This window comes from Skermanella pratensis, assembly GCF_008843145.1.
Lineage (GTDB): Bacteria > Pseudomonadota > Alphaproteobacteria > Azospirillales > Azospirillaceae > Skermanella > Skermanella pratensis.
The window spans coordinates 2,691,238-2,717,175 of sequence record NZ_CP030265.1 but is presented as its reverse complement, the minus strand read 5'-3'; the positions used below and the strand labels follow the sequence as shown (position 1 = coordinate 2,717,175).

Annotated in this window: 24 protein-coding genes; 10 read left to right on the top strand and 14 right to left on the bottom strand. The window is 67.0% G+C overall.

Annotation, left to right across the window (positions count from 1 at the left end; all coding sequences use genetic code 11):
- Positions 1-30: 30 nt before the first annotated feature.
- Complete coding sequence (locus DPR14_RS12280) at positions 31-378, top strand: RidA family protein (RefSeq protein ID WP_158045395.1); 348 nt, start codon at positions 31-33, stop codon at positions 376-378.
- Here the strand turns inward: DPR14_RS12280 and DPR14_RS12275 are convergent.
- Complete coding sequence (locus DPR14_RS12275) at positions 362-1,414, bottom strand: zinc dependent phospholipase C family protein (RefSeq protein ID WP_192499441.1); 1,053 nt, start codon at positions 1,412-1,414, stop codon at positions 362-364. The genes DPR14_RS12280 and DPR14_RS12275 overlap by 17 nt on opposite strands.
- A gap of 107 nt (positions 1,415-1,521) precedes the next feature.
- On the opposite strand from DPR14_RS12275, the gene DPR14_RS12270 reads away from it, so the two are divergent.
- Positions 1,522-1,995, top strand: a complete 474-nt coding sequence (locus DPR14_RS12270; protein WP_158045393.1) for a CsbD family protein — start codon at positions 1,522-1,524, stop codon at positions 1,993-1,995.
- 51 nt (positions 1,996-2,046) lie between these two features.
- On the opposite strand, the gene DPR14_RS12265 is transcribed toward DPR14_RS12270, so the two are convergent.
- The gene (locus DPR14_RS12265) at positions 2,047-3,615 is read right to left on the bottom strand and encodes a DegQ family serine endoprotease (protein WP_158045392.1); all 1,569 of its coding nucleotides are present in this window, start codon (positions 3,613-3,615) and stop codon (positions 2,047-2,049) included.
- An 830-nt stretch (positions 3,616-4,445) separates the two neighbouring features.
- On the opposite strand from DPR14_RS12265, the gene DPR14_RS12260 reads away from it, so the two are divergent.
- Complete coding sequence (locus DPR14_RS12260; protein ID WP_158045391.1) at positions 4,446-5,315, top strand: hypothetical protein; 870 nt, start codon at positions 4,446-4,448, stop codon at positions 5,313-5,315.
- Positions 5,316-6,090: 775 nt separating this feature from the next.
- Here the strand turns inward: DPR14_RS12260 and DPR14_RS12255 are convergent.
- The 6 genes from DPR14_RS12255 to DPR14_RS27395 form a co-directional block, all read right to left on the bottom strand.
- The gene (locus DPR14_RS12255; RefSeq protein WP_158045390.1) at positions 6,091-6,978 is read right to left on the bottom strand and encodes a LysR family transcriptional regulator; all 888 of its coding nucleotides are present in this window, start codon (positions 6,976-6,978) and stop codon (positions 6,091-6,093) included.
- A 10-nt stretch (positions 6,979-6,988) separates the two neighbouring features.
- A complete protein-coding gene (locus DPR14_RS12250; RefSeq protein WP_158045389.1) occupies positions 6,989-8,044 on the bottom strand; it encodes a YeiH family protein in 1,056 nt (351 codons plus the stop codon).
- Between the two features lie 105 nt (positions 8,045-8,149).
- Positions 8,150-8,560 (bottom strand): VOC family protein, encoded by a 411-nt coding sequence (locus DPR14_RS12245; protein WP_158045388.1) that lies wholly within the window; start codon positions 8,558-8,560, stop codon positions 8,150-8,152.
- Positions 8,561-8,577: 17 nt separating this feature from the next.
- Positions 8,578-9,027 (bottom strand): YybH family protein, encoded by a 450-nt coding sequence (locus DPR14_RS12240; protein ID WP_158045387.1) that lies wholly within the window; start codon positions 9,025-9,027, stop codon positions 8,578-8,580.
- Between the two features lie 71 nt (positions 9,028-9,098).
- Positions 9,099-12,362 (bottom strand): PAS domain S-box protein, encoded by a 3,264-nt coding sequence (locus tag DPR14_RS12235; protein ID WP_192499440.1) that lies wholly within the window; start codon positions 12,360-12,362, stop codon positions 9,099-9,101.
- A 10-nt stretch (positions 12,363-12,372) separates the two neighbouring features.
- Positions 12,373-12,597: a hypothetical protein gene (locus tag DPR14_RS27395; RefSeq protein ID WP_192499439.1), complete on the bottom strand. Its 225-nt coding sequence runs from the start codon at positions 12,595-12,597 to the stop codon at positions 12,373-12,375.
- A gap of 152 nt (positions 12,598-12,749) precedes the next feature.
- Here DPR14_RS27395 and DPR14_RS12230 point away from each other — a divergent pair, with 152 nt between their 5' ends.
- Together DPR14_RS12230 and DPR14_RS12225 are read left to right on the top strand one after the other, a co-directional pair.
- Complete coding sequence (locus DPR14_RS12230; RefSeq protein WP_192499438.1) at positions 12,750-13,010, top strand: hypothetical protein; 261 nt, start codon at positions 12,750-12,752, stop codon at positions 13,008-13,010.
- A gap of 36 nt (positions 13,011-13,046) precedes the next feature.
- On the top strand, positions 13,047-13,250 hold the full coding sequence (locus DPR14_RS12225; protein WP_158045384.1) for a hypothetical protein: 204 nt from the start codon (positions 13,047-13,049) through the stop codon (positions 13,248-13,250).
- Here the strand turns inward: DPR14_RS12225 and DPR14_RS12220 are convergent.
- The gene (locus DPR14_RS12220) at positions 13,244-14,182 is read right to left on the bottom strand and encodes a LysR family transcriptional regulator (protein WP_158045383.1); all 939 of its coding nucleotides are present in this window, start codon (positions 14,180-14,182) and stop codon (positions 13,244-13,246) included. The genes DPR14_RS12225 and DPR14_RS12220 overlap by 7 nt on opposite strands.
- A gap of 100 nt (positions 14,183-14,282) precedes the next feature.
- On the opposite strand from DPR14_RS12220, the gene DPR14_RS12215 reads away from it, so the two are divergent.
- The 3 genes from DPR14_RS12215 to DPR14_RS28710 are packed head-to-tail and all read left to right on the top strand — an operon-like array spanning position 14,283 to position 18,498.
- Positions 14,283-15,935: an NADH-quinone oxidoreductase subunit L gene (locus DPR14_RS12215; RefSeq protein WP_158045382.1), complete on the top strand. Its 1,653-nt coding sequence runs from the start codon at positions 14,283-14,285 to the stop codon at positions 15,933-15,935.
- The gene (locus tag DPR14_RS28715) at positions 15,932-17,368 is read left to right on the top strand and encodes a putative inorganic carbon transporter subunit DabA (protein ID WP_211103979.1); all 1,437 of its coding nucleotides are present in this window, start codon (positions 15,932-15,934) and stop codon (positions 17,366-17,368) included. Before DPR14_RS12215 ends, DPR14_RS28715 begins: the two co-directional genes overlap by 4 nt.
- The gene (locus DPR14_RS28710; protein ID WP_281352717.1) at positions 17,311-18,498 is read left to right on the top strand and encodes a putative inorganic carbon transporter subunit DabA; all 1,188 of its coding nucleotides are present in this window, start codon (positions 17,311-17,313) and stop codon (positions 18,496-18,498) included. Before DPR14_RS28715 ends, DPR14_RS28710 begins: the two co-directional genes overlap by 58 nt.
- 276 nt (positions 18,499-18,774) lie before the next feature.
- On the opposite strand, the gene guaA is transcribed toward DPR14_RS28710, so the two are convergent.
- The 4 genes from guaA to DPR14_RS12190 are packed head-to-tail and all read right to left on the bottom strand — an operon-like array spanning position 18,775 to position 22,807.
- Complete coding sequence (guaA, locus tag DPR14_RS12205) at positions 18,775-20,346, bottom strand: glutamine-hydrolyzing GMP synthase (protein ID WP_158045381.1); 1,572 nt, start codon at positions 20,344-20,346, stop codon at positions 18,775-18,777.
- A gap of 48 nt (positions 20,347-20,394) precedes the next feature.
- Entirely contained in the window at positions 20,395-20,943 is a 549-nt protein-coding gene (locus tag DPR14_RS12200; protein WP_158045380.1) for a GNAT family N-acetyltransferase, read from the bottom strand.
- Positions 20,934-21,494, bottom strand: coding sequence for a GNAT family N-acetyltransferase (locus DPR14_RS12195; protein WP_158045379.1), 561 nt, complete (start codon positions 21,492-21,494; stop codon positions 20,934-20,936). The genes DPR14_RS12200 and DPR14_RS12195 overlap by 10 nt, the downstream gene beginning before the upstream one ends.
- On the bottom strand, positions 21,491-22,807 hold the full coding sequence (locus DPR14_RS12190; RefSeq protein ID WP_158045378.1) for an RsmB/NOP family class I SAM-dependent RNA methyltransferase: 1,317 nt from the start codon (positions 22,805-22,807) through the stop codon (positions 21,491-21,493). The genes DPR14_RS12195 and DPR14_RS12190 overlap by 4 nt, the downstream gene beginning before the upstream one ends.
- 291 nt (positions 22,808-23,098) lie before the next feature.
- Here DPR14_RS12190 and DPR14_RS12185 point away from each other — a divergent pair, with 291 nt between their 5' ends.
- Together DPR14_RS12185 and DPR14_RS12180 are read left to right on the top strand one after the other, a co-directional pair.
- On the top strand, positions 23,099-23,680 hold the full coding sequence (locus DPR14_RS12185) for a hypothetical protein (protein ID WP_158045377.1): 582 nt from the start codon (positions 23,099-23,101) through the stop codon (positions 23,678-23,680).
- Positions 23,677-24,228 (top strand): hypothetical protein, encoded by a 552-nt coding sequence (locus DPR14_RS12180; protein ID WP_158045376.1) that lies wholly within the window; start codon positions 23,677-23,679, stop codon positions 24,226-24,228. Before DPR14_RS12185 ends, DPR14_RS12180 begins: the two co-directional genes overlap by 4 nt.
- A 182-nt stretch (positions 24,229-24,410) precedes the next feature.
- On the opposite strand, the gene guaB is transcribed toward DPR14_RS12180, so the two are convergent.
- Positions 24,411-25,886, bottom strand: a complete 1,476-nt coding sequence (gene guaB / locus DPR14_RS12175) for an IMP dehydrogenase (protein WP_158045375.1) — start codon at positions 25,884-25,886, stop codon at positions 24,411-24,413.
- Positions 25,887-25,938 lie beyond the last annotated feature (52 nt).

Here is a 25,938-nt window from a genome sequence, read left to right as displayed (position 1 = left end):
GCCTTGAAAATCCACCAGGGAAAAGAACCGATGTCCATTCAGCGTTTCAAAATCGGCCCGCGCATGAGCCAGGTGGTCGTCCACAACGAGACCGTCTATCTCGCCGGCCAGGTCGCCGAGGACACCACCGCCGACGCCAAGGGCCAGACCGAGCAGATCCTGCGCCAGATCGACGAACTGCTGGCCCTCGTCGGATCCGACAAGAGCAAGCTGCTGTCGGCCACGATCTATCTCAGCGAAATGGCCCATTTCGGCGCGCTGAACGCCGCCTGGGAAGCATGGGTGGATGCCGCCAACCCGCCGGCCCGCGCGACCGTCGAGGCGAAGCTGGCTGCTCCAAAGTACCAGGTCGAGATCGCGGTCATCGCGGCGAAGTGATCGGACCGGGATAGCCCCACATCCGGGCGGCCGGATATATATCGAAGTGAACGGCCCTGGCTGCGGGACAGTTGGACAGCCCGACATCGAGGCTGCGGCCTTCCAGAATCGCGTCCAGGGTTTCCGGAGCCGCGCCATTCCTGATATCGGCGGCGGCGGTCAGCAGATCGACCGCCAGCCGCCGTGCGTCCTCCCACATCGACGCCAGCGTCGCCGCCACCCTTTCCCCCGTTACCGGGTGGCGGTATCCCTGGAAGTCGAACAGGTCTGCCGGCATCCGGTCCGAACGCGTGGGATAGAACAGGGCCAGGAAGGCGCGCGCGCGTCCGTCCGTCCTCCGGTTCGCCAGCGCAACGGCCCTCATCGCGGCAGACGATGCGAACAGCCGCGTCAAAAGCATCTGGACCCGGTAGAACCGCCGGGCATAGCGCCCGACATCGCCATCGGTCCGCCACGCCGCCCGGAAACAGTCCGCGAAGAAATCGAGGCAGGCGAGGTTGGCCGGCCCGTTCCGCCGCACCGCCTCCAACGCTTCGAAATCCGCCAGGCCGGTTCCTTGCCGGCCCAGCATCAGAAGGTCCAGCCAGGACTCCACCATCCGGTGGCGCATCTGGGAGTCGGTCCGCCGCACCGGATCGGGATCGTAATACTGCCCGGTCACCGCATAGACCCAGGGATGGAAGACGATATCCAGCGCCATATGGGTCAGGAAGCCGCAGACGAACGCGAACTTCACGTCGCCCGAAGTGCTCCCTGCCCCTGCCGCGGTACCGTCGCGCAGTCGTCGAAGCATCTCGCGGACCGGCGTGCCGGTGTCCTCCCCCTCCTCCCCGTGGATGATGTCGCCCCATGGGCGAAAATCCCGGTCCAGCAGCGGAAGCGTGACGCCGTAGAAGAGCGTATCGGTTGCGATCGAGCCGAAATGAAGCGTTGCGCGTTCGTGACGCAGCAGGTCCGCCACGCCGGCACAACGGCCGGATTCCAGGTCGCCCGCGACGGCGTCCGCGAACAGGATATGGGTCAACTCCTTCGGCATCGCCGCCTCTCCCATCTTCCATGCTTCGTCGCGGCAGGAACCGGGTGCCGCGCATGTTTGTTCACTCCGGACTACCCTGCAAATCCGGATCGGGAGTTCCCATGGACTTGGACTGGAACAGCATCGAACTGAACTGGGGCAAGTACAAGGAACTTGCGCGGGAAAAATGGCGGCGGATTCCCCAGTGGATCATTGATGATCTCCAGGGTAGCCGTGACCGCCTGATCGAAGCGATCTCGGAAAGCTATGCCATCACGCGTGAGCAGGCTTTCCGCGATGTGAGCGACTGGGCAGCCGAACTGAGGGAGAGGGCCGGAACGCAGGCCGACCGCGCCGCCCGGGCTCGTGCCAAAGCCGCTGCCGCGATTCGGAACCTCGCGGAACAAGCCTCGGGCCAGATCGTCTCCCGGACCGAAGCCGGCCAGCGGCGCGTCGTGGAACTTCGTGAGGAAGCCGACCACCGGGGGCGGCTCGCCATGCGCCGGGCGGGACGGCAGGCCCGCTCCAACCCGGGCGCGGCGCTGCTGATCGCTTTCGGCATCGGAATGCTGCTGGGCGGGATCATCCGGAAACGCAGCTGACCGGCTTGGCGCCGGCGGACGCGCGCTTTCCCGATCCCGCCCCGCCCTTCCTCAGCCCTCCAGGGGCAGCGGCACGAAGCGCAGTTCGCCGCCCCGGCTGAGCAGCATCAGCACGTTCTTCCGGCCTGCCTGACGCGCCTGGTCGATCCTCGACGTCACGTCCTCCGGGCTTTCGACCGGCTCCTGTCCGACCTCGACGATCACGTCCCCCGGTGCGATCCCCTGCCCGGCGGCCGGACTATCCTGCGCCGCTTCGGTCACCACGACGCCTTCGACGGTATCCGGGATGCTGAACGCGTCGCGGGTCGTCGCATCCAGGGTGGAGAGCGTCATGCCGAGCGTCTCCGTGGTCGGCTGGCTCGTGCTTTCGCTGCCCGGCGGCACCTGCTCCGCCCCAAGCGCGGCAGACTGCTGCGCCTCGTCGAGATCGCCGACCGTGACTTTGATCGTGCGGTTGTCGCCGCCGCGCAGTACGACCACATCGGCCTGCTGGCCGATCGGCGTGTCCGCGACAAGGCGCGGCAGCTGGCGCATGGCGTCCACGTCCTGGCCGTTGAAGCGCAGGATCACGTCGCCCTGCCGGATGCCCGCCTGCTCGGCCGGACCGCCGCTGGTCACCGTCGTCACCAGAGCCCCGCGCGGCTCGGGCAGTTGAAGGCTCTCCGCGATTTCCGGGGTGACCGCCTGGATCTGCACGCCGAGCCAGCCGCGGCGCGGCTTGCCGTGATCGCGGATCTGTTCCAGCACCGGCCGGGCCAGGGACGACGGCACGGCGAACCCGATGCCGATGCTGCCGCCGGTCGGGGAAAAGATGGCGGTGTTGATGCCGATCACCTCGCCGGCCATGTTGAACAACGGCCCGCCGGAGTTGCCACGGTTGATCGATGCATCGGTCTGAAGGAACTCGTCGTAAGGGCCCTGGTTGATGTCGCGCGCCCGCGCCGACAGGATGCCGGTGGTCACGGTTCCGCCCAGGCCGAACGGATTGCCGATCGCCATCAGCCAGTCGCCGATGCGCAGGCGGCTGGAGTCGCCCCAGCGTGCCGAGGGCAGCGGCTTGTCGCTCTTAATGCGCAGCAGCGCCAGGTCGGTGAGGGGATCGCTCCCGACCAGTTCGGCATCGAGCACGGTGTCGTCATGGAGCGTGACCTGGATCTCGTCAGCGTCGGCGACCACGTGGTTATTCGTCACCACCAGCCCGTCGGGATCGATGATGAAGCCCGACCCGAGCGCCGTCACCGGCCTCGGCGTCGGCTGCTGCTCGCGAAACTGGCGGAAGAACTCCTCGAACGGCGAGCCCGGCGGGAACTCCGGGATGTCGGGGCCGCCCGGTCCACCTGGGCCGCCTGGGCCACCCGGACCTCCGGGTCCCTGCCCCGGCGGCCGGCCGGGAAGACCCGGCCCGCCGGGACCGCCCGGCCCCCGGGTCTGCGTCGTTGAAATATTCACGACTGTCTTGATCTGCTCTTCCGCGAGTTCCGCGAAACCGGGCGGCCCGCTCTGTGCCCAAGCCGGCACGGGCATGCCGAATCCGGCTGCGCCGATGAACGCGGCAAGCGGCAAAGCCAGCAGTCGCCGACCGACTCCGGCGCGATGCGGGCGATGGTGAGACGGGATCATGAACGGTCCTCCGAAAGAAACTTGGCGATAGAAGCCCGGCGACGGAAACTCGGCCTGCGCATTGCCCGGACTGACGGAATCCTCGACCGTCACAGGAACCGGACGCAGCATCGCGGTGCCATGCGGTCACTCAACACTGCAACACCGATGCACGTTGCGTCATTGTATCGAAGGAAGCATAAACTCCACGGCGAGGCCGTGTCGGGTCCGGGACATTCCTGTGCAGTTCCCATGGTCCGGCTCCTTTAGTGTTCCGGTAGTGCTCCGGGAAATCCGCGAAAACAAGAGTTTCGCGAGCGATTCACCATAATTTATTACTTTAGGCTGCAGTGAAACAGCTTTTTCAATAAATGAATAAGCTGTTCTGCGGATACAAGCAGAGACAATTTTCGTAGTTAGGCGAACGCCACCCCGATTCGTGCGGTGCTCTTCGGCCAATCGTCAGCCCCGCGCCCGATGTCGGGCTCCCGCCGCCTCGATCCGGCTCACCGGTCGCTGATCCTCAACCATCCCCAAAATGCCCGATTCGCGCTTGAAAAGGCTAACAATCCCCGATCTTGACTTCTTTCAACGGCGTGGACTTCTCAAATGCCGCGATGCGGCAGCGCAAAAATTCGCTATTCCGCCGACAAATCTCCTGTACGAGTGAAAACGGTGCTGGTAATTTGATCGCGAATACCCAATATTGTTCTCAACAGACCACATCACCACCGCTGTCATGCGTAAACGTAGCTGCCCTCTGAGAGGAAGCCGCGCTGTTTGCGCAATTTTCTCCGAGCAAAGTCACCGAACCAATGACGCAATCTTCACTCTGGCAACCGAGCGATATCATGAGCGCTGAAGCCGGCAATGAGCCGGAGGCGCCCAAGCGGCGCGGCCGAATTCCACAATCGGCATGGCCGCACATCTTGGAGCGGCACCGGGCGGGCGCGACTTTGTCGGCGATTGCACGCGAGTTCGACTGCACTCCCAGCGCAATCTCCTACATTGTTCGCAAGGCTGAAGCCTCCGGGATGGAGCCCGCAGCCCCCCGCGAGAGCGAGACGGCGAGCCCGGCGGAAGCCGACCAGGCCACCCTGGAGCAGGAGCCGGAGACGGCCACTCCGCCCCAGCAGCAGGTGGAACCGGCAGATGCGGGCGAGACGGCACCCCCCGCGGTGACCGGCGCAGTGGAAGAGCAGCCCGTGGAAGAGCAGCCCGTGGTCGAGCAGCCGGCCCAGCCGGTGGAACCGCGGCCGGCCCCGCGCCGCAGCGCCACTCCGGAAGGGCGGACCCAGTTGCGCGCCTCCGATATAGGCCGTAATGCCGCGCAGTCCGCTGGCCGGGCTGTGGAATCGGCGCCGGCCGCTCCTTCGGCCGAGGTCCGCCCCGCCCCTGTCGCAACGGCTCCGCAGCCCCAGCCCTCCGTTGGCGGGGAAACCGCGCGCGCCGCGTCGCCGTCCGGCCGGCCTGAACCGGCGCCTCCCGTGGATGCCGTCGAAGGACGGCTCCGCGACACAGCCCGGTCGTGCCTCGTGGCCTATCGCGGTTGGAAGCAGGCGCCGAGCGAGGGCAGCATTCAAACTCTGCATGATGCTGTCCATGAACTGCGCAAAGCCTTGGCGCGCATTGAAATCGATATGTCGGCGAGCCGTCGCGACGAACAGGTGAACCGTCCGATCCCGATCCCGGCGCACCGTGCGGCACGTCGCCCGCGCTGATATTTGAAATGGAGGGGAGTTACTTCCCCTTCCATGTCGGGCGGAAGATTTCAGCAGGTTGCCGAGCAAGGTGAATGTTGTTTTTATAGGCCGTTGTCAGCGTGGCACCTGACAACGGCCTTTTTTTGTTTGTCCGTCGCAATCTCTCGCGCCGACACTCACCGCGCGCTGTCGCCCATGAAATTCCCGTCGCGGACCGGCCCACTCCACATCGAAGTCTTAATATCCGAAAACGTGCCCGACCACCGTCCAGCCGTACATTGACGTGACCAGGCCGGCAAAGCCCAGGAACTCGGTAAAGAACTTGTGAGCCGACATCATATCCTCCCTTGCAGGTGACCCAGCAGGCGCTGGCTAAGCGGTAAGAGGATGATATGAGAACATCTGCGGAACATCAAGCATGATGTTCGCACTATGTTCCTATCGGATCATTGCCTGTTCCCTTTCCGCGAGGTGCTTCTCCGATCGTGTGGCGAGGAGGGTGGAACCTTCGGTGACCCTGGACGTTCTCCGGTGTATCGACAAACCAATGTTGGAGAATAAAGTGGGGCGGAACATCTTCTACATCATCGGCGTGATTGTCGTCGTGATCGCGGTTCTCTCGCTCGTCGGCCTGGCGTAAGCGAACGGCGACGCGACCCACGCTTTGGAACGCACGATCCGCCCGGATCGCGAGTGAGATTGTTCGCGATCCGGGCAGGTTGGCCGAAGAACCGATCGACCTCAAACGCTGACCTGCTGTTTTCTTCTGACTGCTTGGCACGTTTCGGCTTTTTCAAGTATTCCCGTCCACGACCGTCCGCCAGAATTCCTGTGCCGCCCGCGTGAGATAGCGTTCACGGTGCCTCATCGCGAAGAAGCGTCGTTTGGGCAGTGCGATGTCGACACTGACCAGCGTTCCCGCCCGCAAGGAACTTTCCGCGACCAGTTTCGAAATCACTGTCGCCCCGGCGCCAGCCTCGACCGCTGCGCGCACCGCTCCATTGGACGGAAGCTCAAGGGAGATCGCCAAGTCCCGCGCATCGACTCCCATACCCGGCAGGACGGCCTCGAAGATCGACCTGGTTCCCGATCCGCGTTCCCGGAATACCCACCGCTTCCTCGGAAAGTCGTGCGACGGCTCCGGCCGCCGGCCAGCCCAGTCATGCCCGGGAGCGACGACGAGGACCAGCTCGTCATCGGCGACGGGGTGGGTCGCCAGGGTGACGGAATCGATCTCCCCCTCGACGAAACCAAGGTCCGCCTCCCCGCGTTGGACTAGACCAGACACCCGCTCCGTGTTCCCGATCGCCAATGTCACGGCGATGCCGGGATAGCGCAGATGATAGTGGTGGATTATTCGCGGCAGCCAGTAGTTCGCGACGGTCTGGCTCGCGGCGAGCCCCAGGGAACCGCGTGTCAATCCGGCAAGGTCGCCAAGAACCGTCTCGGCTGCGGCGGCACGGGCGATCACCGCCTTCGCCTCCGCCAGGAAGATCCGCCCCGTTTCGGTCAGGACGATCCGCCGCCCGACCCGGTCGAACAGCTTGATCGCATAACGCGCTTCCAGCGCCGCGATCGCGGCGCTGGTCGCCGATTGCGTCAGGTTGAGATCGCGCGCTCCCTGGGTGACGTGCTCCCGTTCGGCGACCGCGACGAAGATGCGAAGCTGCTCCAGCGTCATGCAGGCTTCTTTACAGGAACGTCTTGATCAGGCCCAGGCTGAACGCTGCGACGAACAGGGAGGCGGCGCCCCCCAGCACCAGCGGCCGGACGCCCCTGTCGCGCAGCTTGGCGAGATCGGTTTCCAGGCCCATGCCGGCCAGCGCCAGCGCCAGCATGAATGTCGTCGCGGTCGCGATCACCGCCGTCGCCTCCGCCGGGATCGCGAACACGCTGTTGATGCCGACCATCGCGATGAACCCCAGCACGAACCACGGCACCGGCGCTCGGCCCCTGCCGCAGGGGGCGCCGTCGCGGCGCGTCCGGCTCGACGCCATCAGGCTCAGAGCCACCACGACCGGTGCCAGCATCATGACCCGGGACAGTTTCGCGACGCTGCCGAACTCCCCGGCTTCGCTGCCGCCCTGGAAAGCTGCCGCGACCACCTGCGCCACCTCGTGGATCGATGCTCCCGCCCAGATCCCGTAGGCATAGGGACCAAGGCCGGCCGGTCCCGACAGCAGGGGATAGACCACCATCGCGACCGAGCCGAACACCGTGACGCAGGCGACCGCATAAGCGACATCCTCGTCCCGTGCCCGAGTCGCCGTGTTGGCCGCGACGATCGCCGACGCGCCGCAGATCGAGGTGCCGGCTGCGATCAGTTCGGTCAACCCGCGCTCCACGCCCATGATCCGTCCCAGCCGGATCGTGAACGCGAAGGTGCAGACCACCGTCGCCACGATCACGCTCAATCCGGCCGTCCCCACCTCGGCCACCTGCCCCGCCGTAAGCTGAAGGCCGAGCAGGACGATGGCGGACCGGAGCACGACCCGCATCGACAGGGCGACGCCCGGGCGCGCCCGGGTGGGCACCCCAGCTAAGGCGCGGAAGGCGATCCCGATCACGATCGCCAGGATCAGGGGGCTGAAGCCAGACAGGCCCGGGATCTGCGCCAGGGCGAAGGCGGCAAGCGCGACCGCCGTCACCAGCAACAGGCCCGGCCACACGCCAGGATCGCGCGGGCGCCCGGTCCCGATGTCGACCCTGACCTTGGCGATGGCAGTTGCCGGTGACGTTGCGTTCATGATTCGGCTCTCCTTGGTCCGACCCCATGATCGCAGTCTCGAATCGTTCGATCCAACTCATTATATGAGTTGTATCGTTCGCTTGAATCGAATGAATCCCGGAACTCAGGTCCGGATCGGCGCACCTACCGACCAAATGACGCCGAACGGGTCGCGGAGTTGGCCGTAACGGTCTCCCCAGAACATGTCCTCCAGCGGCATCGCCACTTCCGCCCCGGCCTCGACGGCCCGCCGCCACCATGCCTCGACATCGTCGACCTTCATGTGAAGCGTGAAGCCCTGCGGGACCTCCAGCGGCTGGCCGTACTCCGGATAAGGGTCGCTCAGCATCACGGAACCACCGTTCACATGGAGATGAACATGCATCGTCCGCCCCTGGTCGTCGGCCGGCTGGCGCGCGATTTCGACCGCACCGAACGCCCGTTCGTAGAACTGCGCCGCCCTGATCGCCCCATCGACCATGAGATACGGCACCACGCCTCCCAGGACGGGGTCAGCGGCTATGGCTTCGCTCATCGCTGTCACCTCCAGGATCAGGGTTTCAGATCGACGGCAGCCCTGTAGCTGCCGTCCATATAGAACGGAACCGAAGTATGCTCGTGGACGATCAGCCATGACGGGGCGCATCGCCGCAGGACCAAGGTCTGCCTTGTCCAGACCTCGACCTCCTCGCCATCGGTCTTGGTCCCGCTGATTCGCAGGAAGCCGTGGCAGCAGGCGAGGTCGCCTCCCACCATGACTGAGAAGTCCCCGGGATCGTAGCCGACCGGACCGCGCCAGGTGGAGAACCAGTCCTCCAGGCCCGCCCAGTCCAGGGCGTCCGGACCGGCCTTCGCCAGGGGAGGCGCCAGATCATAGGCCACGGCATCGGCCGCATAGGCCGCGAGCGCCCCGCCGGCGTCCTTGGCGCGGATCGCGCCCGCCCGGTCCCGCAACAACCCGCGAATCACACCATCGTCATTGCCGCCCGATTGCATCATCATCGCTCTCCCATGCTCGCGTTGAACTTCTCCAAGGACGCGCGGGAGAGCGCCGTGCCGACATCCCCGGCCGACTATTCTTTCGCCGAAGCCTGCCTCGTCATGAACTGGACCTTGGCAAGGAACGAGTCCATCGGCACCGGCTTGCCGATCAGCCCCGTGTCCGGCCCCAGGATAGGATCGCCATCGGTCGATCGGCCGGCATAGCCGGTCAGGAACAGCACCTTCAGCGCCGGTCTCAGCGCCCGAGCCCTCTCGGCGAGTTGCCGTCCATCGATGCCCGGCAGCCCGATGTCGGTCACAAGGAGGTCGATCGGAACAGGGCTTTCCAGGATCCCCAGCGCCGCTTGCCCCTCGGCAGCTTCCAGGACCGTATAGCCCTGCTCCTCCAGCGTCTCGACAAGGACCATGGACACGATCATCTCGTCTTCCACCACGAGGATGGTGCCCTGGGCGTCCGGGCGCGTTGCGGCGTCGCCGGTGGGCTCGACCGCCCGTTCCGGTGCGCCCCCGTGGCGCGGCAGATAGAGCTTCACGCTCGTTCCCCTTCCTTCCGTGCTGTCGATCCGGGCATGGCCTCCCGACTGCCTCGCGAAACCGTAGAGCTGGCTGAGGCCGAGCCCGGTGCCCTCACCGACCGGCTTGGTCGTGAAGAAGGGTTCGAAGGCTCGGGCCAGGACGTCCGGCGCCATGCCCCTGCCGGTATCCGTGGCCGCCAGCATCACATACTCCCCGGCCTGCACCTCGGTCCCGTCAGGCGAAAACGACCCGTCCAGCAAGGTGTTCGCCGTCTCGATCGTCAGCAGTCCTCCGTCCGGCATGGAGTCGCGCGCGTTGATCGCGAGATTCAGCAGGACGTTCTCGATCTGGTTCACGTCTGCCCAGGTGTACCAGATCTCCGCCTCGAGGGCGGTTTCGACCCTTACGGATTCCCCGACCGAGCGCTGGACGAGGTCCTGCATGCCGGTCACCAGCGCGTTCAGGTCCACGACCTCGGGTTCGAGCGGTTGCCGCCGGGAGAAGGCAAGCAGTCGCTGGGTCAGCGTCGCCGCGCGGTCGACCGACAGGCGGGCGGCTCGGCTGAAATGGCCGATATCGGTCCGACCGGCTTCCAGCCGCCGTTCCACCGCCTCCAGGCTGCCGCCGATCCCCTGCAGGAGGTTGTTGAAATCATGGGCCACCCCACCGGTGAGCTGGCCCAGCGCCTCCATCTTCTGCGCCTGGCGAAGCTGTTCCTCGGCGGCCCGCAGCGCTTCGGTCGCGGCCTTCTCGGCGGTCACGTCGCGACCGACGCCGTGGAGATGTTCGCCGTTCGGGTCGGCCGACAGGACCCAGGCGATCCATTTCCAGGAGCCGTCGGCCGCCCGGATCCGGTTCTCGAACCGCACGGGCTGACCGTCGGACCGCAACGTCTCCAGGCACGCCGAGACGACGGCGAGGTCGTCGGGATGGATGATGTCCGGGTATGGCTGCGCGAGCAGCGCGGCCTCGTCATGGCCGAGCAGCCGCGCCCAGGACGGGCTGACCCGAAGCAGCCGCGCGTCATAGTCCGCCACGACGAGCAGGTCCTCGGTCAATTCCCACAGCCGGTCGCGCTCCCGCGTCCGCTCGGCGACGCGCTCCTCCAGCGTTTCGTTCAGCCGCCGCAACTCCTCCTCGGACTGGGCCTGCTCGACGGCGGCGGAAGCGAGATGGGCGAGCTGGACCAGCATCGCCTCGTCCTCCGCGCCGAACTCCCCCCCGTCCAGCTTGTCGGACACCTGGACCATGCCGAGTTCGCGGCCGCGGCCGGACACCAGCGGCACGGCCAGCGTCGATCTTCCCAAGCGGACAGGCCGCCTGGTCTCCCGCACCGGCGTGGCGAGAGCCTCGTCCCAGCCCTCGTCTCCCGTCAGGTCGACCCTGGCGCGACCGGCGCCGATGATCTCCCGGGCGGCCGCGGCGATTTCCGACAGGGTCGAGTCGAGCGTGAGGGCCGCGGTGACGGCCAGCGACGCGTCGGCAAGCATCTGGAGCTGCTCGGCCCGCCGGTGCTGGTCTTCAACGTCCATCAGCACGGTGACGGCCGCGGCGACGGTCCCGTCGGCGCCGCGGACCGGCGCGCTGCTCACCTGCAGGCGCCGCCGCTTGTGCCCGGAGCGCCCGCCGCGCAGATAGATCATCGGTTCGCGGTCGATGAACTCGCCCCGGGTCAGGGCTCGGACGGTCGGGTAATCCTCGATCGCATAGTGCCTGCCATCGGGATGCACGGCACCGTATGTCCCATAGCGTTCCAGGCCGCCGCCGAGCACGTCGTGACCGAGCAGTTCCTTCGCGTTGTCGTTCAGCGTGACGGCCTGCCCGGTCGGACCGCTCGCGACGGAAATCCCGACCGGAGCGCGCTGGATCAGGGTATCCAGGAATTCCCGCTCCAGCCGCAGCCGCTCTTCGCTTGCCCGCAAAGCCTCCTGGGTCCGCCGGCGCTCCGTGACGTCGCGGAAATAGACCGACAGGCCGCCCGTGGCCGTCGGATGGATATCCACGTCGACCCAGCGGCGGAGGATCGGTGAAACCGTTTCGCGATGGACGTGCCGCCGCAGCCGCATGGCCTCCTGATGGGCCTCGTAGGCCTCGCTGCCTACCGCCTGGGGAAACTCCTCCCAGTACACCTTGCCGATCAGGTCCTCGCGCCTGCGTCCCCACCACTCCTCGGCCTTGCGGTTCACATAGGTGAACCGCCATGCGCCGTCGACCGCATAGAAGGCGTCGCCGATGCTTTCCAGGATCTCCAGCGTGCGGTCGTGCGACCGGTTCAGCCTATCCTCCGCTTTTTGCCGCTCGACCGCAACGCCCAGTAGATTGGCGAACCCCTGCATGAAGGCGATGTCGTCCTCCTCGAACTGGCCGGGGTCCGGGCTGTCGACCTCCAGCACGCCGAACGGGCACTCGGCGACGCCATCGCGGATGACGACGTTTATGGCGCGCTGGACGCCATGCTCGGCCAGCAGACGCGGCGTCCGGAACCGGGTCTCTCCCGCCAGGTGGTTCGAGATCACCGGCCGGCCGGTCTTCAGGGCGAAGCCCGCGGGAGACTCCAGGTCGGCGCCGACGATGGCATGGCCGACCAGTCCCGCAGCCCAGCCGACCCCGGCCCGGACCAGCAGCCGGTCCTCCGACCGTTGCCATTCCAGGACCTTGCACAAATGGGTCGCCATGCCCTCGGCGCACATCTCGGTGGCGCGCTGGAGCAGGGCATCCAGGTCACGGCAGCGCAATGCGTGGAAGCCGAATTCGGCGATGAGGCGTTGCTGACGCAAGCGGTAGGCGAGTGCGTCCTCGCTCGGAGCGGGTTGGGTCACGGATGCTCGTTCAGGAGGAAACCAAACCGCTCGCGCGGACTTGGTCGGGCAGTTCGGACTTGGCCCGGGCGACCCCGGCGAAGCCGTCGCTGCCATGGAGAAAGGCAGGATTCAGCCGGCCGGGGGCTTTGCCGCCCCGATCCATGCCGAAGACGACGCGACAGCACGCGCCCGAGCCATTGACGTTTCCGGTTGCGGCGACGTCGATGTGTCGGATCGGGAAGAAAGTCTTCATGACGACGGGTTCTATGGTTCCATAAGGGTCAATACAGTGACCGTGAACCTATCTGCCACTGCGCGTTCGAGGTACATGCCATCCTTATTTCCCATCGGGATACCGCCTGACTGAGAAATGGATCACAGACTATCGCAACTCGAAGGACGAAGATGGGTTCTGGCTTGTTGAAGGCTGTGACCAAGTTGGGCAAAGCAGGTGAGGAGATGGCGCGGTACGATCTGGACAGCATCCTCAACCAGGACATCCCTGATGACCTGCTGATGGATATCGCCTACCACTGGCAAGCCAACGACAATCGCGTGGCGGAGGCACTCCATTCCGAGTTCGAGCCGATCCAGGCTCCGCCGCAATGGCTGGATTGTCCGGTTCCGGCCGACGACGGCAAGACCTTGACCCTGTCGACCTGTTGACCCCCATATGGCAATCCAACACGGGGTTCTCAGGCCATGCGTCCGATCAGTCTGTTTTTCCTGGCATCGATCCTCGCCGTCCCGCTGTCCGGTTGCGTGCAGTCCGACGAGGAATACTTCGAGTCGACAAGCAATTCCGGCATGACCCAGGATCAGCGCGACCGCCAGTCCCGACGTTCCGCCTACGGTACCTACGACTTCGAGCGGGAGCAGGAGGAAGCTTGGCGGGATCGTTACTGAGGCGCCGCGCGTGACGCATCGCCGGTCCGGGACGTCGCCCCCGCGCATTCCGGCCCGCCCTCGCCCGACAACAGGCCGGCGATCAGCGGATTGGGAAAGCGGCGGCTCTGCGCGATGGCGTAGAAGGTTTCCGTGACCTCGGGGATCCGGCACCATTCGACCAGGACGCCGGCCTGCAGTTCGTCCCGCACGACGATCGGCGGAACCAGGGCCAAGCCGGGGCTCTCGCGCGCCATCAGCCGAAGCATGGCCATGTCGTCCACCTCCGCCAGGATGACCGGCCGGACGCCCGCGACCTCCAGGACCCGGTCGAAGCCTGTCCTGATATCGCTGTCCAGGCTGGGCAGCAGCACCGGCGTGATCGACAGATCCTGCGGAAAGCGGAAATTCGCCGTTTCCGGTCTGGGACGGCCGACCAGGCTGACCGGCTGCACGTCCAGCAGGTGGCTGTGCCAGGGCGTCCGCGCATCGCGCTGAACCGGCCGGTTGGACAGGACGAGGTCTAGTTCATGGGCTTCCAGCCGGGCCAGCAATTCGCCCATCGTCCCGGAGCGCACGACCAGCCCGACATCCCGGCGGGCCATCAGCGGGCGGAGGAACTCGATCTGGAAGTTCCGCGACAGGGTGGTGATGGCTCCGATCCGCAGCACCTGCCTGCTTTGCCCGCCACGTCCCTGCAAGGTGCTCAGAAGCTCGTCCCCGGCCTGGAACACGGTGTCGGCATAGTCCAGCGCGATCCGTCCCGCCTCGGTCAGGACGAGGCGCTTGCCCTGCCGCTCGAAAAGGGGATGGCCGAGCTGCAGTTCGAGCTTCTGAAGCTGCACGGAGAGCGCCGATTGGGACAGGTTCAGGCGCTCCGCCGCGCGCGTCAGGTTCCCTTCATGGGCGACCGCCCGGAAATAGCGGAGATGGCGATAGTTCAGCGCTGGCATGGCGTCCTTTTATAAAAGCGAACGATATCATTCAATCTTTCTATTTTATAGAACTCAGCGTTCAGGATAATCCAGCGGTCGCCTCTCACCGGAGCCGACCATGCCCACACCACTCCTCTGGCTCTGCGCCGCCGGACCGCTCCTGCTGATCGCGGCCGCGATGCCGTCCCTTTCGTCATCGGCCCCCTCCACCGACCGTACCCGCCGCTCCGCAGCCGGGCCCGCGTTCGCCGCCAGCCTCGCGGCTCTCGCCGTCGCCTTGGCGGCCGCGGCGGCCTGGGCCGTCCATGGAACGCTGCGGACCGGGACCGTCGGCATCGCGGGAGTGGGTTTCGGGATCTACCTGGACGGCCTGACCGCGGTGATGCTGGTCCTCGTCGCCTTCGTCGGCGCCGTCGTGACCCGGTACAGCGGCAGGTATCTCGACGGCGATCCGAACCACACCCGCTTCATGGGATGGCTGGGCCTGACGCTCGCCGCCGTCCTGCTGCTGATCGTCTCCGGCAACCTGTTCCAGTTCGCCCTCGCCTGGGTCGCGACCAGCGTCGGCCTGCACCGCCTGCTGGTCTTCTACGGCGAGCGGCCCGCCGCAGTGCTGGCAGCGCGCAAGAAGTTCCTGGCGAGCCGCATCGGCGACATCTGCCTGATCACCGCGATGGTGCTGATCCAGCGGACCTTCGGCAGCCTGGACTACGCCGGGATCTTCGCCGCCGCCGACGCCCTGCGGGCTTCGGGGATGGACCCGGTCCATTCCGCGCCCATCCATGGGATCGCCCTCCTCCTGGTGGTCGCGGCCCTGCTCAAGTCGGCCCAGTTCCCGCTCCATGGCTGGCTGACGGAGGTGATGGAGACGCCCACCCCCGTATCCGCCCTCCTGCATGCCGGGATCATCAATGCCGGGGGGTTCCTGGTGCTGCGCTTGGCGGACGTCATCTCGCTGTCGGCGCCCTCGCTCCACGTCCTGGCCATGGTCGGCGGGCTGACCGCCCTGTTCGGCTCGGTGGTGATGCTGACCCAGACCTCGGTGAAGGTGTCTCTGGCCTATTCCACGATCGCCCAGATGGGCTTCATGATGCTGCAATGCGGGCTCGGGGCCTATTCCGCGGCTCTGCTGCACATCGTCGCCCACTCGCTCTACAAGGCCCATGCTTTCCTGTCCTCCGGCAGCGTCATCGACATCGCGCGGGCGTCCTGGTCGCCCAGTCCGGGCGGCAAGCTGCATCCTGCGCGGATGACGATGGCCGTCGCCGCGGTCCTGGCGACGGTGCTGGTGATCGGAACGCTGTCCGGCGCGAGCCTCGCGGAGAAGCCGGGTGTGTTCGCCCTCGGTGCGATCATGCTCTTCGGTCTCGTCCACCTGATCGCCGGCGCGATCGACGAGCGGCCGACGGGCTATGTCATCGGCCGCGCCGCGGCGCTCGCGGTGCTGGTCGCCGCGGCCTATTTCGCCCTGCAGCTGGGCGCCGAGCGCCTGCTCGCCGGATCGCTCCCGGCGGTCCAGGGGCCGGGAAGCCCGCTCGACTACGCGATCGTCGCGGCGGTCGTTCTCGGTTTCGGCGCGCTGACGGTGTTCCAGAACCTGATGCCCCGCCATGCCGGGGAACCGCGCTGGCAGGCGCTCCATGTCCACATCACCAACGGGTTCTACGTCAACACGATCGCCAACCGGCTCGTCCTGCGCTTCTGGCCCAGCCTCCCGCCGGGCCGATCCACCTCCCAGGCCGCCACTTCCATGAACGGAGCGCAAAGATGAGCATCGCCCTGGCCGTCACGCCCACGATCGAAGCCGAGGCCGGAACCGGGTCCGGCATCCCGGGTCCCGACCGGGCCGCCCTGCTGGCGGCGATATCCACCGCCTGCGGCAGGATAGCACCGCTCTGGCCGCTCAAGCACTTCGTCGCGGTCAATCCGTTCCTCGGCTTTTCCGGCCAGAGCTTCGCGGCGACCTGCGCCACCCTGCGGCGGGTCGCGCGGACCGACATGCTGATGCCCCGGAGCTTCTACCGGAAGGCGCTGGCGGACGGCGAGATGGACGACCGGGACCTGGAAGCGGCGCTCGCCGCGATGCCCGAAGGCGCCGGCCGGCCGAACGATGTCCAGGCCCTGAAGCAGGCCCTCGTCCGGGACCCTGCCGGCACCCGTCCCAGGGCGGTCGTCGCCACTGTCGCGGAGATCCTCGACACGCTCGCGGCCGGCGATCGCCAGGCCTCGCGCACGTCGTTCATGATCGACGAGATTTCCAAATGGTGTGCGGCCTATTTCGACGAGGGGCAGGCTAACTGGCGGCTGCCGTCGCGCCACCTGCGCCCCTATCCGGCATGGCGGGCATCCATGCGCCACGACCGCAATCCAGAGGCGATGGGCATCCGGGGGTTCCGGAAGGCGGTCGCCGGCCTGCCCGACGATCCGGTGGAGGCGATCGCCACCGTCGTCGGAAACCTCGGCATCCCGACGCGCGCCGTCCCGGACTACCTGCACCGGGCGCTGTTCGACATCGGCGGGTGGGCCGCCTATGCGCGGTATCTGGTCTGGAACAGCGAACTCCACGGCCATCAGGACGACACCCTGGTCCATCTCCTGGCGATCAGGGTCGCCTGGGGCTACGCGCTCTTCCTCGAGCGCACCGATGCAGCCTTCACCGATGCCTGGCGGCGGGCGATGGACGAGGCGGCGATCCTGCCGGCGGACGAACGTCCCGGCGACGATCCGGACTTGGCCGTCGACCTGATCCTGCAGGACGCCTACGAGGCCGGCTACGAGCGCCGCCTGCTGACCCGGCTCGCGGCGGGCGGCACCCGGGCCGGCCAAGCCTGCCCGCCGGAAGGCCGCAGAAGGCTCCAGGCGGCGTTCTGCATCGACGTCCGCTCCGAGGTCTACAGGCGCGCGTTGGAAACCGCCTGCCCCGAAGCCGAAACGGTCGGCTTCGCCGGCTTCTTCGGCTTTCCCATCGAATACGTGCCGATCGGCCGCGTCACCGGCGGAGCCCAGTGCCCGGTCCTGCTAAAGCCGGCCTTCGTCGTGTGTGAGGCGGTCAAGCAGGCCTCGGAGGAAGAGGAGACCGAGATCCTGGGCTGCGCCTGCTGCGCCGGCGTGCGGCCAAGGCCTGGAAGTCGTTCAAGACATCGGCGGTGTCGTCCTTCACCTATGTGGAGACGACTGGCCTGCTGTTCGGCGCCAAGATGCTGAGCGACGGCGCGGGACTCACCCGCACCGTCAGCGATCCCGACACCGACGGCCTGGACCGCGGCACCGTCGGCCGGATCGGTCCCCGTCTCGCCCCGCGCACGGTGGCGGGCCGGCAGACCGGCTTCACCGACGAGCAGCGCGTCGCCATGGCCGAGGCCGTGCTGCGGGCCATGTCGCTGACGGAGGGCTTCGCGCGGCTGGTCATGCTGACCGGCCACGGAAGCACGACCGTCAACAACCCTCATGCCTCCGGGCTGGACTGCGGCGCCTGCGGCGGCCACACCGGCGAGGCGAACGCCCGCGTCGCCGCCGCGATCCTCAACGATCCGGGGGTCCGGGCCGGACTGAAGGGGTGCGGCATCGCGGTGCCGGAGGATACCTGGTTCCTCGGCTGCCTGCACGACACCACGACCGACGAGATCACCATCCACGACGCCGACGAGGTGCCGAAATCCCACGCGGAAGACCTGGAGCAGCTGCGCCGGTGGCTCGCCCAAGCCTCCGCCCTCGCCCGGATGGAACGGTCGGCGCTGCTCGGGCTTTCCCCGCAGGCGCCCGGGGTCCACGCCTCCGTGATCGGCCGAAGCCGCGACTGGGCGCAGGTGCGTCCGGAATGGGGCCTCGCCGGCAATGCCGCCTTCATCGCGGCCCCGCGCGCGCGCACCCGCGGCATTGACCTCGGCGGGCGGGCTTTCCTGCACAACTACGATTGGCGGAAGGACACGGATTTCAACGTGCTGACCCTGATCATGACGGCGCCCCTGGTGGTCGCAAGCTGGATCAACCTGCAATATTACGGCTCGACGGTGAACAACAGGGCCTTCGGCAGCGGCAACAAGGTGCTCCACAACGTCACCGGCACCTTGGGCGTGCTGGAAGGGAACGCGGGCGACCTGAAGGTCGGTCTGCCCTGGCAGTCGGTCCACGACGGCACGCGCTTCGTCCACGAACCGCTCCGCCTGAACGCCTTCATCGAAGCGCCTGTCCAGGCGATCGACGAGGTCATCGCCAAGAACGAGACCGTCCGCAACCTCGTCGACAACGCCTGGATCCATCTCTTCGCCATCTCGGAGTCGGGCCGGGTCTCCCACCGCTACCGCGGCGGCCTCACCTGGGAGGCGCTGGTCTGATCCTCCGGCATGGCTCGACTGCGTCATCGGCGTGTCTGTCGCACCGGGCACGATTGCATCGTCTACACTTGCCGGCGGCAGGCGACGAATGGCTGTTCGACGGCGGTGCAGACCGAACGGCCGTGCGGGTACGCGGCAATGTGAAGGCGAAGCAACTCCGAGGTGATACGCCAAGCGGTGTGCCTATCCCGGAGCTTCACCTTCACAAGGTTCGGACGGTGGTCGATTTCCTCGCCGCTGGCTTCCGGACCGATCCGCTTCTGTCGGACGCCGCCCTTACTCCCACTCGATCGTGCCCGGGGGCTTGCTGGTGATGTCGTAGGTGACGCGGTTGATGCCGCGGACCTCGTTGATGATCCGGGTCGCGACGCGGCCCAGGAACTCGTGGTCGAACGGGAAATAATCCGCGGTCATGCCGTCCACCGACGTCACCGCCCGGAGCGCGCAGGCATAGTCGTAGGTCCGCTCGTCTCCCATCACGCCGACGGTACGCACGGGCAGAAGCACGGCGAAGGCCTGCCAGATGGCATCGTAGAGGCCGGCGTTGCGGATCTCCTCCAGGTAGATCGTATCGGCCTTCCGCAGGATCGCCAGCTTCTCCGGCGTGATGTCGCCGGGGATGCGGATCGCCAGGCCGGGTCCGGGGAACGGATGCCGGCCGATGAAGCTCTCGGGAAGGCCCAGCTCCCGCCCCAGCTTCCGGACCTCGTCCTTGAACAGCTCGCGCAGCGGCTCGACCAGCTTCAGCTTCATCCGCTCGGGCAGGCCGCCGACATTGTGGTGCGACTTGATGGTCATGCCGCCGCCGGACAGCGACACGCTCTCGATCACGTCAGGGTACAGCGTGCCCTGCGCCAGGAACTCGGCGCCGCCGATCTTGTGCGCCTCCTCGTCGAACACGTCGATGAAGGTGGCGCCGATGATCTTGCGCTTCCGCTCGGGGTCCGACACCCCGGCCAGCTTGCCCAGGAACAGGTCCGACGCGTCGCGGTGGATCAGCGGGATGTTGTAATGGTCGCGGAACAGGGTGACGACCTGATCGGCCTCGCCGGAGCGCATCAGCCCGGTATCGACGAAGATGCAGGTCAGCTGGTCGCCGATCGCCTCGTGCAGCAGGACCGCCGCGACCGAGCTGTCGACGCCGCCGGACAGGCCGCAGATCACCTTGCCCTTGCCAACCTTGGCGCGGATGCGGGCGATCTCCTCCTCCCGGAAGGCGGCCATGGTCCATTCGCCCCGGCAGCCGGCGACATGGTGGGTGAAGTTCCTCAGCAGCTGGGCGCCGTGCGGGGTGTGGACCACCTCGGGGTGGAACTGCACGCCGTAGAAGTGCCGGTCGTCGTCGGCGATCACGGCGAAAGGCGCGCCGTCGCTTTGGCCCACGGCGCGGAAGCCTTCCGGCAGCCGGGTCACGCGGTCGCCGTGGCTCATCCAGACCTGCTCGCGGGCTCCCAGCTCCCACATGCCCTCGAACAGCGCGCAGGGCTCCTTGACGTCCACATAGGCGCGGCCGTACTCGCGGTGGTCGGACCCGGTCACCTCGCCGCCGAGATGGGCGCACATCACATGCTGGCCGTAGCAGATGCCCAGCACCGGTACCTTCTGTTCGAACACCTCCCGCGGCGGACGCGGCGAGTTCTCCTGCGAGATGAAGGCGGGGCTGCCGGACAGGATGATCGCCTTGGGATCGAACTCCTTGACCTTCTCCGGCGCCATGCTGAACGGGTGGATTTCGCAATAGACCCCGCTCTCGCGCACCCGACGAGCGATCAGCTGGGTCACCTGGGACCCGAAATCCAGGATGAGAACGCGATCGGCGGTCAGGTCGTTCGAAAGGGGGGCGGTCATGTCTACTCGCTTCAAGCGTGGGAAGATCTGGCTTCGTAAAACCGTGTGTTAGCGCACCGGAGGGTCCGCGGACAAGCGCGCCAGAGGGGCGAGGTCCCGCCAGCCATAGGCCGCCTCCGTCAGGTTCGTACCGGCGAAATCGACGATCTTCTCGGCCAGCCGGCAGCCGCCCAGGCGTTCGTAGAACCAGCGGGACGGATTGGTCGCCAGCACCCAGACCACCGCGGAGTTCATCCCATAATTGGTCAGTTCGGTCGCCATCGCGGCCATCAGGTGCCGGCCGATGCCCCGGCCCTGCGCATGGTCGTAAAGATAGAGCGCGTAGAATTCGCCGCCATAGCCTTCGATGGCGGTCCGCTGGGTCCCGCAGGATGCGAACCCCACGACCCCGAGCGGCGGCTCCACGGCGACGAAGCTGCCGTGGATGCGGGACCGGTCCGCCAGGATCCTGCGCCAGCGATGCGTATAGCCCGGGACGGACAGGCCGAGCAGGTAGCTGTCGGGCACCATGCCGGGATATGTCGTTCGCCAGCTGGCGACATGAACCTCGGCGATGCCGGCCGCGTCTTCCGGACAAGCTCGACGGATCAGCGCCATGCCTCCACACTTCGCCGTGCCAGCGGCGTCACGTCGGACCAACCATAGGCCACTTCCATCACCCGCGTGCCGTCGAACATCAGCGGACGCTCGCTCACCAGCACGCCGCCCATTTTCTCATAGAATCGCCGCGCCCGTAAATTGTCGCGCAAGGCCCAGACGGTGCAGGCGGTCATTCCCCTCAGCACGAGGCCCGCCGCCATCGTGGTCATCAGCCGGGTTCCCAGGCCCCGGCCCTGCCCGACCTGAAGGACGTAGAGCGCGTGGAACTCCCCGGAATAATCGGCCAGTCCGACCTGCTCCGGCCCGGTCACGCCGAATCCGACGACCCGGTCCTCGCCGTCCACCGGCATCTCCGAGACGAACACATCGATGCGGTTCCGCTTGTTGTCCAGAACCTGCGCCCAGTAGCGCGTGCGGCTGAACACGTCCATGGCGGCCAGCGTGCTGTCCGGGACGATGCCGGGATAGGTTTCGCGCCAGCCGGCCACGTGGACATAGGCGATCGCGGCGGCATCGTCGAGCCGTGCGCGCCGGACCCGCCCGATCATTCCGCGGCGCTCCCGCGCTCCAGCACGGCGGCGAAGAAACCGTCCGTGCCATGGCGAGCCGGCGACAGGCGCATGAAGAACCCGGTCCCCGGGCCGGCGGTGCCGACGGAATCCTGCCACAGCTCGTCCACCGGCTTGACCGTGAAGTCCGGATGGGCTGCCAGGAAGGTTTCGATCTGCCGCTCGTTCTCCTGGGGCAGCATGGAGCAGGTCGCGTAGATCAGCCGCCCGCCCGGCTTCACCAGCCGCGACGCCGAATCGAGGATGTTGTGCTGGAGCTTCTCCAGTTCCTCCAACCCCGGCCCCAGCAGCCGCCAGCGGCTGTCCGGGTTGCGCCGCCATGTGCCCGTGCCGGTGCAGGGCGCATCCACCAGGACGCGGTCGAACTTGCCCTTGTGGCGCTTGACCCAGGGATCGCGCTCGCTCGACAGTGGCCGGGTCTCGACATTATGGAGCCCGGCGCGGCGAATTCTCTCCGCCGCGCGCTTCAACCGCTTCTCCAGCACGTCGCAGGCGACCAGCCGGCCCTTGTTCTGCATTCCGGCCGCGATGGCGAGCGCCTTGCCCCCGGCCCCGGAGCAGAAATCCACCACCTGATGGCCGGGCTTCGCGTCGGTCAGCAGCCCGATCAGCTGCGAGCCCTCGTCCTGGATCTCGACCATCCCGCTCTTGAAGGCGTCGGTCGAGGCCAGCGGAGGTCGCCCGTGGATCCGGATGCCGAACGGCGACCAGCGGGTCGGCTCGCCCTCGATCCCGGCTGCGGCGAGCGCCGCCAGCGCCGCGTCGCGGTCCGCCTTGACGGGGTTGGCGCGCAGGTCGAGCGGGGCAGGATCGAGCATCGCGGCCAGTTCCGGCACGAATCGGTCGCCGAAGAACTCGCGCAGATGCCCTGCGGCCCAGTCGGGGCATTCGACCGCGACCTCCTCCGGCATGCCGGGATGGTCCAGGGTATGGCCCTCCAGCTTGTTGGCCAGGCGGATCTCCCCCTGGCTGAACTGGGCGGGCGCGAATCGGCCGCCGCTGAACAGCTTGTCCAGGTGGTCCGCCGGCCGTCCCTGGGCCAGGATCTGGTCGGCGATCAGCAGCGTGCGGGCGGTGACGGGGAAGCCGCCGGCATGCTGGAACCACCAGCGAAGCCGCGCGTGCCGGCGCAGCACGCCGTAGACCGTCTCGGCCACGGCGGCGCGGTCCTTGGCGCCGATGAAGCGGCGGGCACGGAAGAAGGCGCTGATCACGGCGTCTGCCGGACGCGGGGTCACCTCCACCTCGTCGAGGAGTTCGATGGCGGCTTGAAGGCGGGCGCCGGGGGTCATCTGGTCTCTGCTGATCGGACGTGGGCACGGGGAAAAGGCGAAGGTGTGACATGGGCGATGGAACGCCGCCACGCAACAGCTTTCATCGTTCCGGCGCCACGGACAAGCCATGAAAAAGTGCCGTCGGCCGGTGCAAGGCTTCCCGCCCTGGATACTGCGGCATGAAGAAGCTTCGATGATGTATTGCCGAGCGGGCGGACTACCTCCATAGTTCTACGCCCGAACGATGGTGCGGCGCACCATCGTTCGGGAGCGAACCGTATAGCGCAGTAACTTCAATGGTGCATCGGCATGTCGCCGGTCGAAATCGTCACTGACATCCTGTTTGCCGGAATGGCGGGCCTGACCGGTTTCTTCGCCGCCCGGCTAGGCGGAGAGATCTGGTCCCGCATGATCCTCAAGAGCGCCGCCGCCGTTCGCGCCCGCGCCAAGCTCAAGCGCTGCGCCCCGCTGATCCCCGCCTTCGAGCAGCGCCGGGCGAAGCTGCGCATCGCCCTGGCGCAGAGCGAGACCCGGCGCCGTGCGGTCGAGCGCCAGATCGACCAGTTCCAGTCCAAGCTCGAGGAGTTGCAGCAGCGGGACGACGAGATGATCAGGATCGTCGGGCGCAAGCGGCCCGGCTGCCGGCTGTTCAAAGCGGTCATGGTCAACCGGCATGTGCAGGCCGCGATCCGCGAAGGACGCCCTCACGGGCTGCTCGACGGCAGCTGGGCCCGCGCACAGCATGTCGAGATATGGGCACAGAACCTGCCGGAAGCCAAGGCCAGCCTGGACAGCCGATTTCCGGTGAGCCTCGGCTTCATCCTGATCGAGATGATCGAACCTGAGGAAGCATCCGGCGCAACGGCGAAAGGCAGCGGAGCGGCCGCATGATCACCACCTACATCCTGTGTTTCTTCACCGGATATCTCGGCGTCCTGATGGGGTTGCGACTGGCGCTGGACAAGGTGGCGGTCGCGCGGCACCGGGTCAACAGCCTTCGGCGGGACCGGGTGCGGCAGGTCGCTGCGATCCGCGAAATGGCCAGGGGTTGCAGGACGGCCAAGCGCAAGGCCGCCGACAGCGACCTGCTGGTCGGCCGCCTGACGGCGGAGGCCGTAAAGTTGGAGGAGAAGCTCAAGACCGTCCGCAAGAGCGACAACCGGCTGGTCGTCCTGGACGAGCGCCGGCTGCCCGAAGATCACCGCTGGATCGTCGTGATCTCCGGCCTGGGCGGGACCCTGCCGGAAGCGACCGGCGAGGAGGGGCACGAGAACTGGAACGGCAATCTCCGCTTCCTGGTCTGGGCGACGACCATGGAGCGTGCCGTCAAGAAGGCCGCCACGCGCTTCCCGCCCAGCCGCGGCTTCAAGATCGAGGTCGCCACCACGCCGAACGGCGCGGCGACCGGCGGCCCCCCCTCCCAGCCCACCGCGGCCTAGTGGTCCTGCACAGTGTTTTTGATGACGTTCGGCGGAGCGGAGTGCCGTAGTGCCGTAGGTCGGCCTTCGCCCGTCAAGGCGAACGCCGACACCTTGCGTCAACGCTCCGGCCACGCTGTCGGCGTCGGCCTTCGGCCGAGGCCGACCTACGATAAATCAATCAAAACCACTGTGCCGAGCCACTAGAGGTCGCGGCGGTAGTTGGGTGCCTCGTTGGTGATCATGATGTCGTGGACATGGCTCTCGCGCAGGCCCGCGTTGGTGATCTTCACGAAGTTGCAGCGGGTCTGCATCTCCGGGATGGTGCTGTTGCCGGTATAGCCCATGGCCGCCTTCAGACCGCCGACCAGCTGGTGGATCACGCCGCCGACCGGACCCTTGTAGGGCACGCGCCCTTCGACGCCCTCCGGCACCAGCTTCATGGTGTCGCGGACTTCCTGCTGGAAATAGCGGTCGGCAGAGCCGCGCGCCATGGCGCCGACCGAACCCATGCCGCGATAGCTCTTGTAGCTGCGGCCCTGGTACAGGATCACCTCGCCGGGGCTCTCGTCGGTGCCGGCGAACAGGCTTCCCAGCATCGCGCAGTCGGCGCCCGCCGCGATCGCCTTGGCGAGGTCGCCGGAATACTTGATGCCGCCGTCGCTGACGACGGGGATGCCCTGGCGGTGGCACTCGTCGACCACGTCCATGACGGCGGTCAGCTGCGGAACGCCGACGCCCGCGACCATCCGGGTCGTGCAGATCGAACCCGGGCCGATGCCGACCTTGACCGCATCGACGCCGGCCCCGATCAGCGCCTTGGCGGCTTCCGAGGTGGCGACGTTGCCGGCGACCACCTGGGTATAGTTGGACAGGCGGCGCACACGCTCGATCTGCTCCATCACCTTGCGGGAATGGCCGTGGGCGGTATCGACCACCAGCACGTCCACCTCGGCGTCGAACAGCGCTTCGGCGCGGGCCAGTCCGTCCTCGCCGGTGCCGGTCGCGGCGGCGGCGCGCAGGCGGCCCTTCTCGTCCTTGCAGGCGTTGGGGTGGAGCTGGGCCTTCTCGATGTCCTTGACCGTGACCAGCCCGATGCAGCGGTAGGCGTCGTCGACCACCAGCAGCTTCTCGATGCGGAACTGGTGGAGCAGCCGCTTGGCCTCCTCCGGGTCGACGCCCTCGCGGACTGTCACCAGCCGTTCGCTGGTCATCAGTTCCGACACCCGCTGCTGCGGGTTGGATGCGAAGCGGACGTCGCGGTTGGTCAGGATGCCGACCAGCTTCCCCGAGGGTTGCTCGACCACCGGAATGCCGGAGATGCGGTAGTTCGCCATCAGGCTCAGCGCGTCGGCCAGGGTCGCCGTCGGTTCGATCGTGATCGGATTGACGACCATCCCGGACTCGAACCGCTTGACCCGCCGGACCTCGTCCGCCTGCCGCTCGATGTCCATGTTGCGGTGAATCACGCCGATGCCGCCCGCCTGTGCCATGGCGATGGCGAGGCTGCTCTCGGTCACCGTGTCCATGGCTGCGGACATCAGGGGAATGCCGAGTTCGATCGTCCTGGTCAGCCGGGTTCGGGTGTCCGTCTGGGCCGGCAGGACCGAGGATTCGGCCGGCACCAGCAGGACGTCGTCGAAGGTGAGGGCTTCGCGAAACTGCACTATCTGGGCCATTAACCGTCTCCTGGCGTAAAATTTGCGGCACTATACACAGGAAACGCGCCCT

Coding starts and splice junctions, on each gene's coding strand:
- guaB (WP_158045375.1), bottom strand. CDS start 25,886: ATGGCCCAGATAGTGCAGTTTCGCGAAGCCCTCACCTTCGACGACGTC.
- DPR14_RS28715 (WP_211103979.1), top strand. CDS start 15,932: ATGAGCATCGCCCTGGCCGTCACGCCCACGATCGAAGCCGAGGCCGGA.
- DPR14_RS12180 (WP_158045376.1), top strand. CDS start 23,677: ATGATCACCACCTACATCCTGTGTTTCTTCACCGGATATCTCGGCGTC.
- DPR14_RS12195 (WP_158045379.1), bottom strand. CDS start 21,494: ATGATCGGGCGGGTCCGGCGCGCACGGCTCGACGATGCCGCCGCGATC.
- DPR14_RS12260 (WP_158045391.1), top strand. CDS start 4,446: ATGAGCGCTGAAGCCGGCAATGAGCCGGAGGCGCCCAAGCGGCGCGGC.
- DPR14_RS12255 (WP_158045390.1), bottom strand. CDS start 6,978: ATGACGCTGGAGCAGCTTCGCATCTTCGTCGCGGTCGCCGAACGGGAG.
- guaA (WP_158045381.1), bottom strand. CDS start 20,346: ATGACCGCCCCCCTTTCGAACGACCTGACCGCCGATCGCGTTCTCATC.
- DPR14_RS12250 (WP_158045389.1), bottom strand. CDS start 8,044: ATGAACGCAACGTCACCGGCAACTGCCATCGCCAAGGTCAGGGTCGAC.
- DPR14_RS12190 (WP_158045378.1), bottom strand. CDS start 22,807: ATGACCCCCGGCGCCCGCCTTCAAGCCGCCATCGAACTCCTCGACGAG.
- DPR14_RS12245 (WP_158045388.1), bottom strand. CDS start 8,560: ATGAGCGAAGCCATAGCCGCTGACCCCGTCCTGGGAGGCGTGGTGCCG.
- DPR14_RS27395 (WP_192499439.1), bottom strand. CDS start 12,597: ATGAAGACTTTCTTCCCGATCCGACACATCGACGTCGCCGCAACCGGA.
- DPR14_RS12200 (WP_158045380.1), bottom strand. CDS start 20,943: ATGGCGCTGATCCGTCGAGCTTGTCCGGAAGACGCGGCCGGCATCGCC.
- DPR14_RS12275 (WP_192499441.1), bottom strand. CDS start 1,414: ATGCCGAAGGAGTTGACCCATATCCTGTTCGCGGACGCCGTCGCGGGC.
- DPR14_RS12225 (WP_158045384.1), top strand. CDS start 13,047: ATGCGTCCGATCAGTCTGTTTTTCCTGGCATCGATCCTCGCCGTCCCG.
- DPR14_RS12220 (WP_158045383.1), bottom strand. CDS start 14,182: ATGCCAGCGCTGAACTATCGCCATCTCCGCTATTTCCGGGCGGTCGCC.
- DPR14_RS12280 (WP_158045395.1), top strand. CDS start 31: ATGTCCATTCAGCGTTTCAAAATCGGCCCGCGCATGAGCCAGGTGGTC.
- DPR14_RS12215 (WP_158045382.1), top strand. CDS start 14,283: ATGCCCACACCACTCCTCTGGCTCTGCGCCGCCGGACCGCTCCTGCTG.
- DPR14_RS12265 (WP_158045392.1), bottom strand. CDS start 3,615: ATGATCCCGTCTCACCATCGCCCGCATCGCGCCGGAGTCGGTCGGCGA.
- DPR14_RS12185 (WP_158045377.1), top strand. CDS start 23,099: ATGTCGCCGGTCGAAATCGTCACTGACATCCTGTTTGCCGGAATGGCG.
- DPR14_RS12240 (WP_158045387.1), bottom strand. CDS start 9,027: ATGATGATGCAATCGGGCGGCAATGACGATGGTGTGATTCGCGGGTTG.
- DPR14_RS12230 (WP_192499438.1), top strand. CDS start 12,750: ATGGGTTCTGGCTTGTTGAAGGCTGTGACCAAGTTGGGCAAAGCAGGT.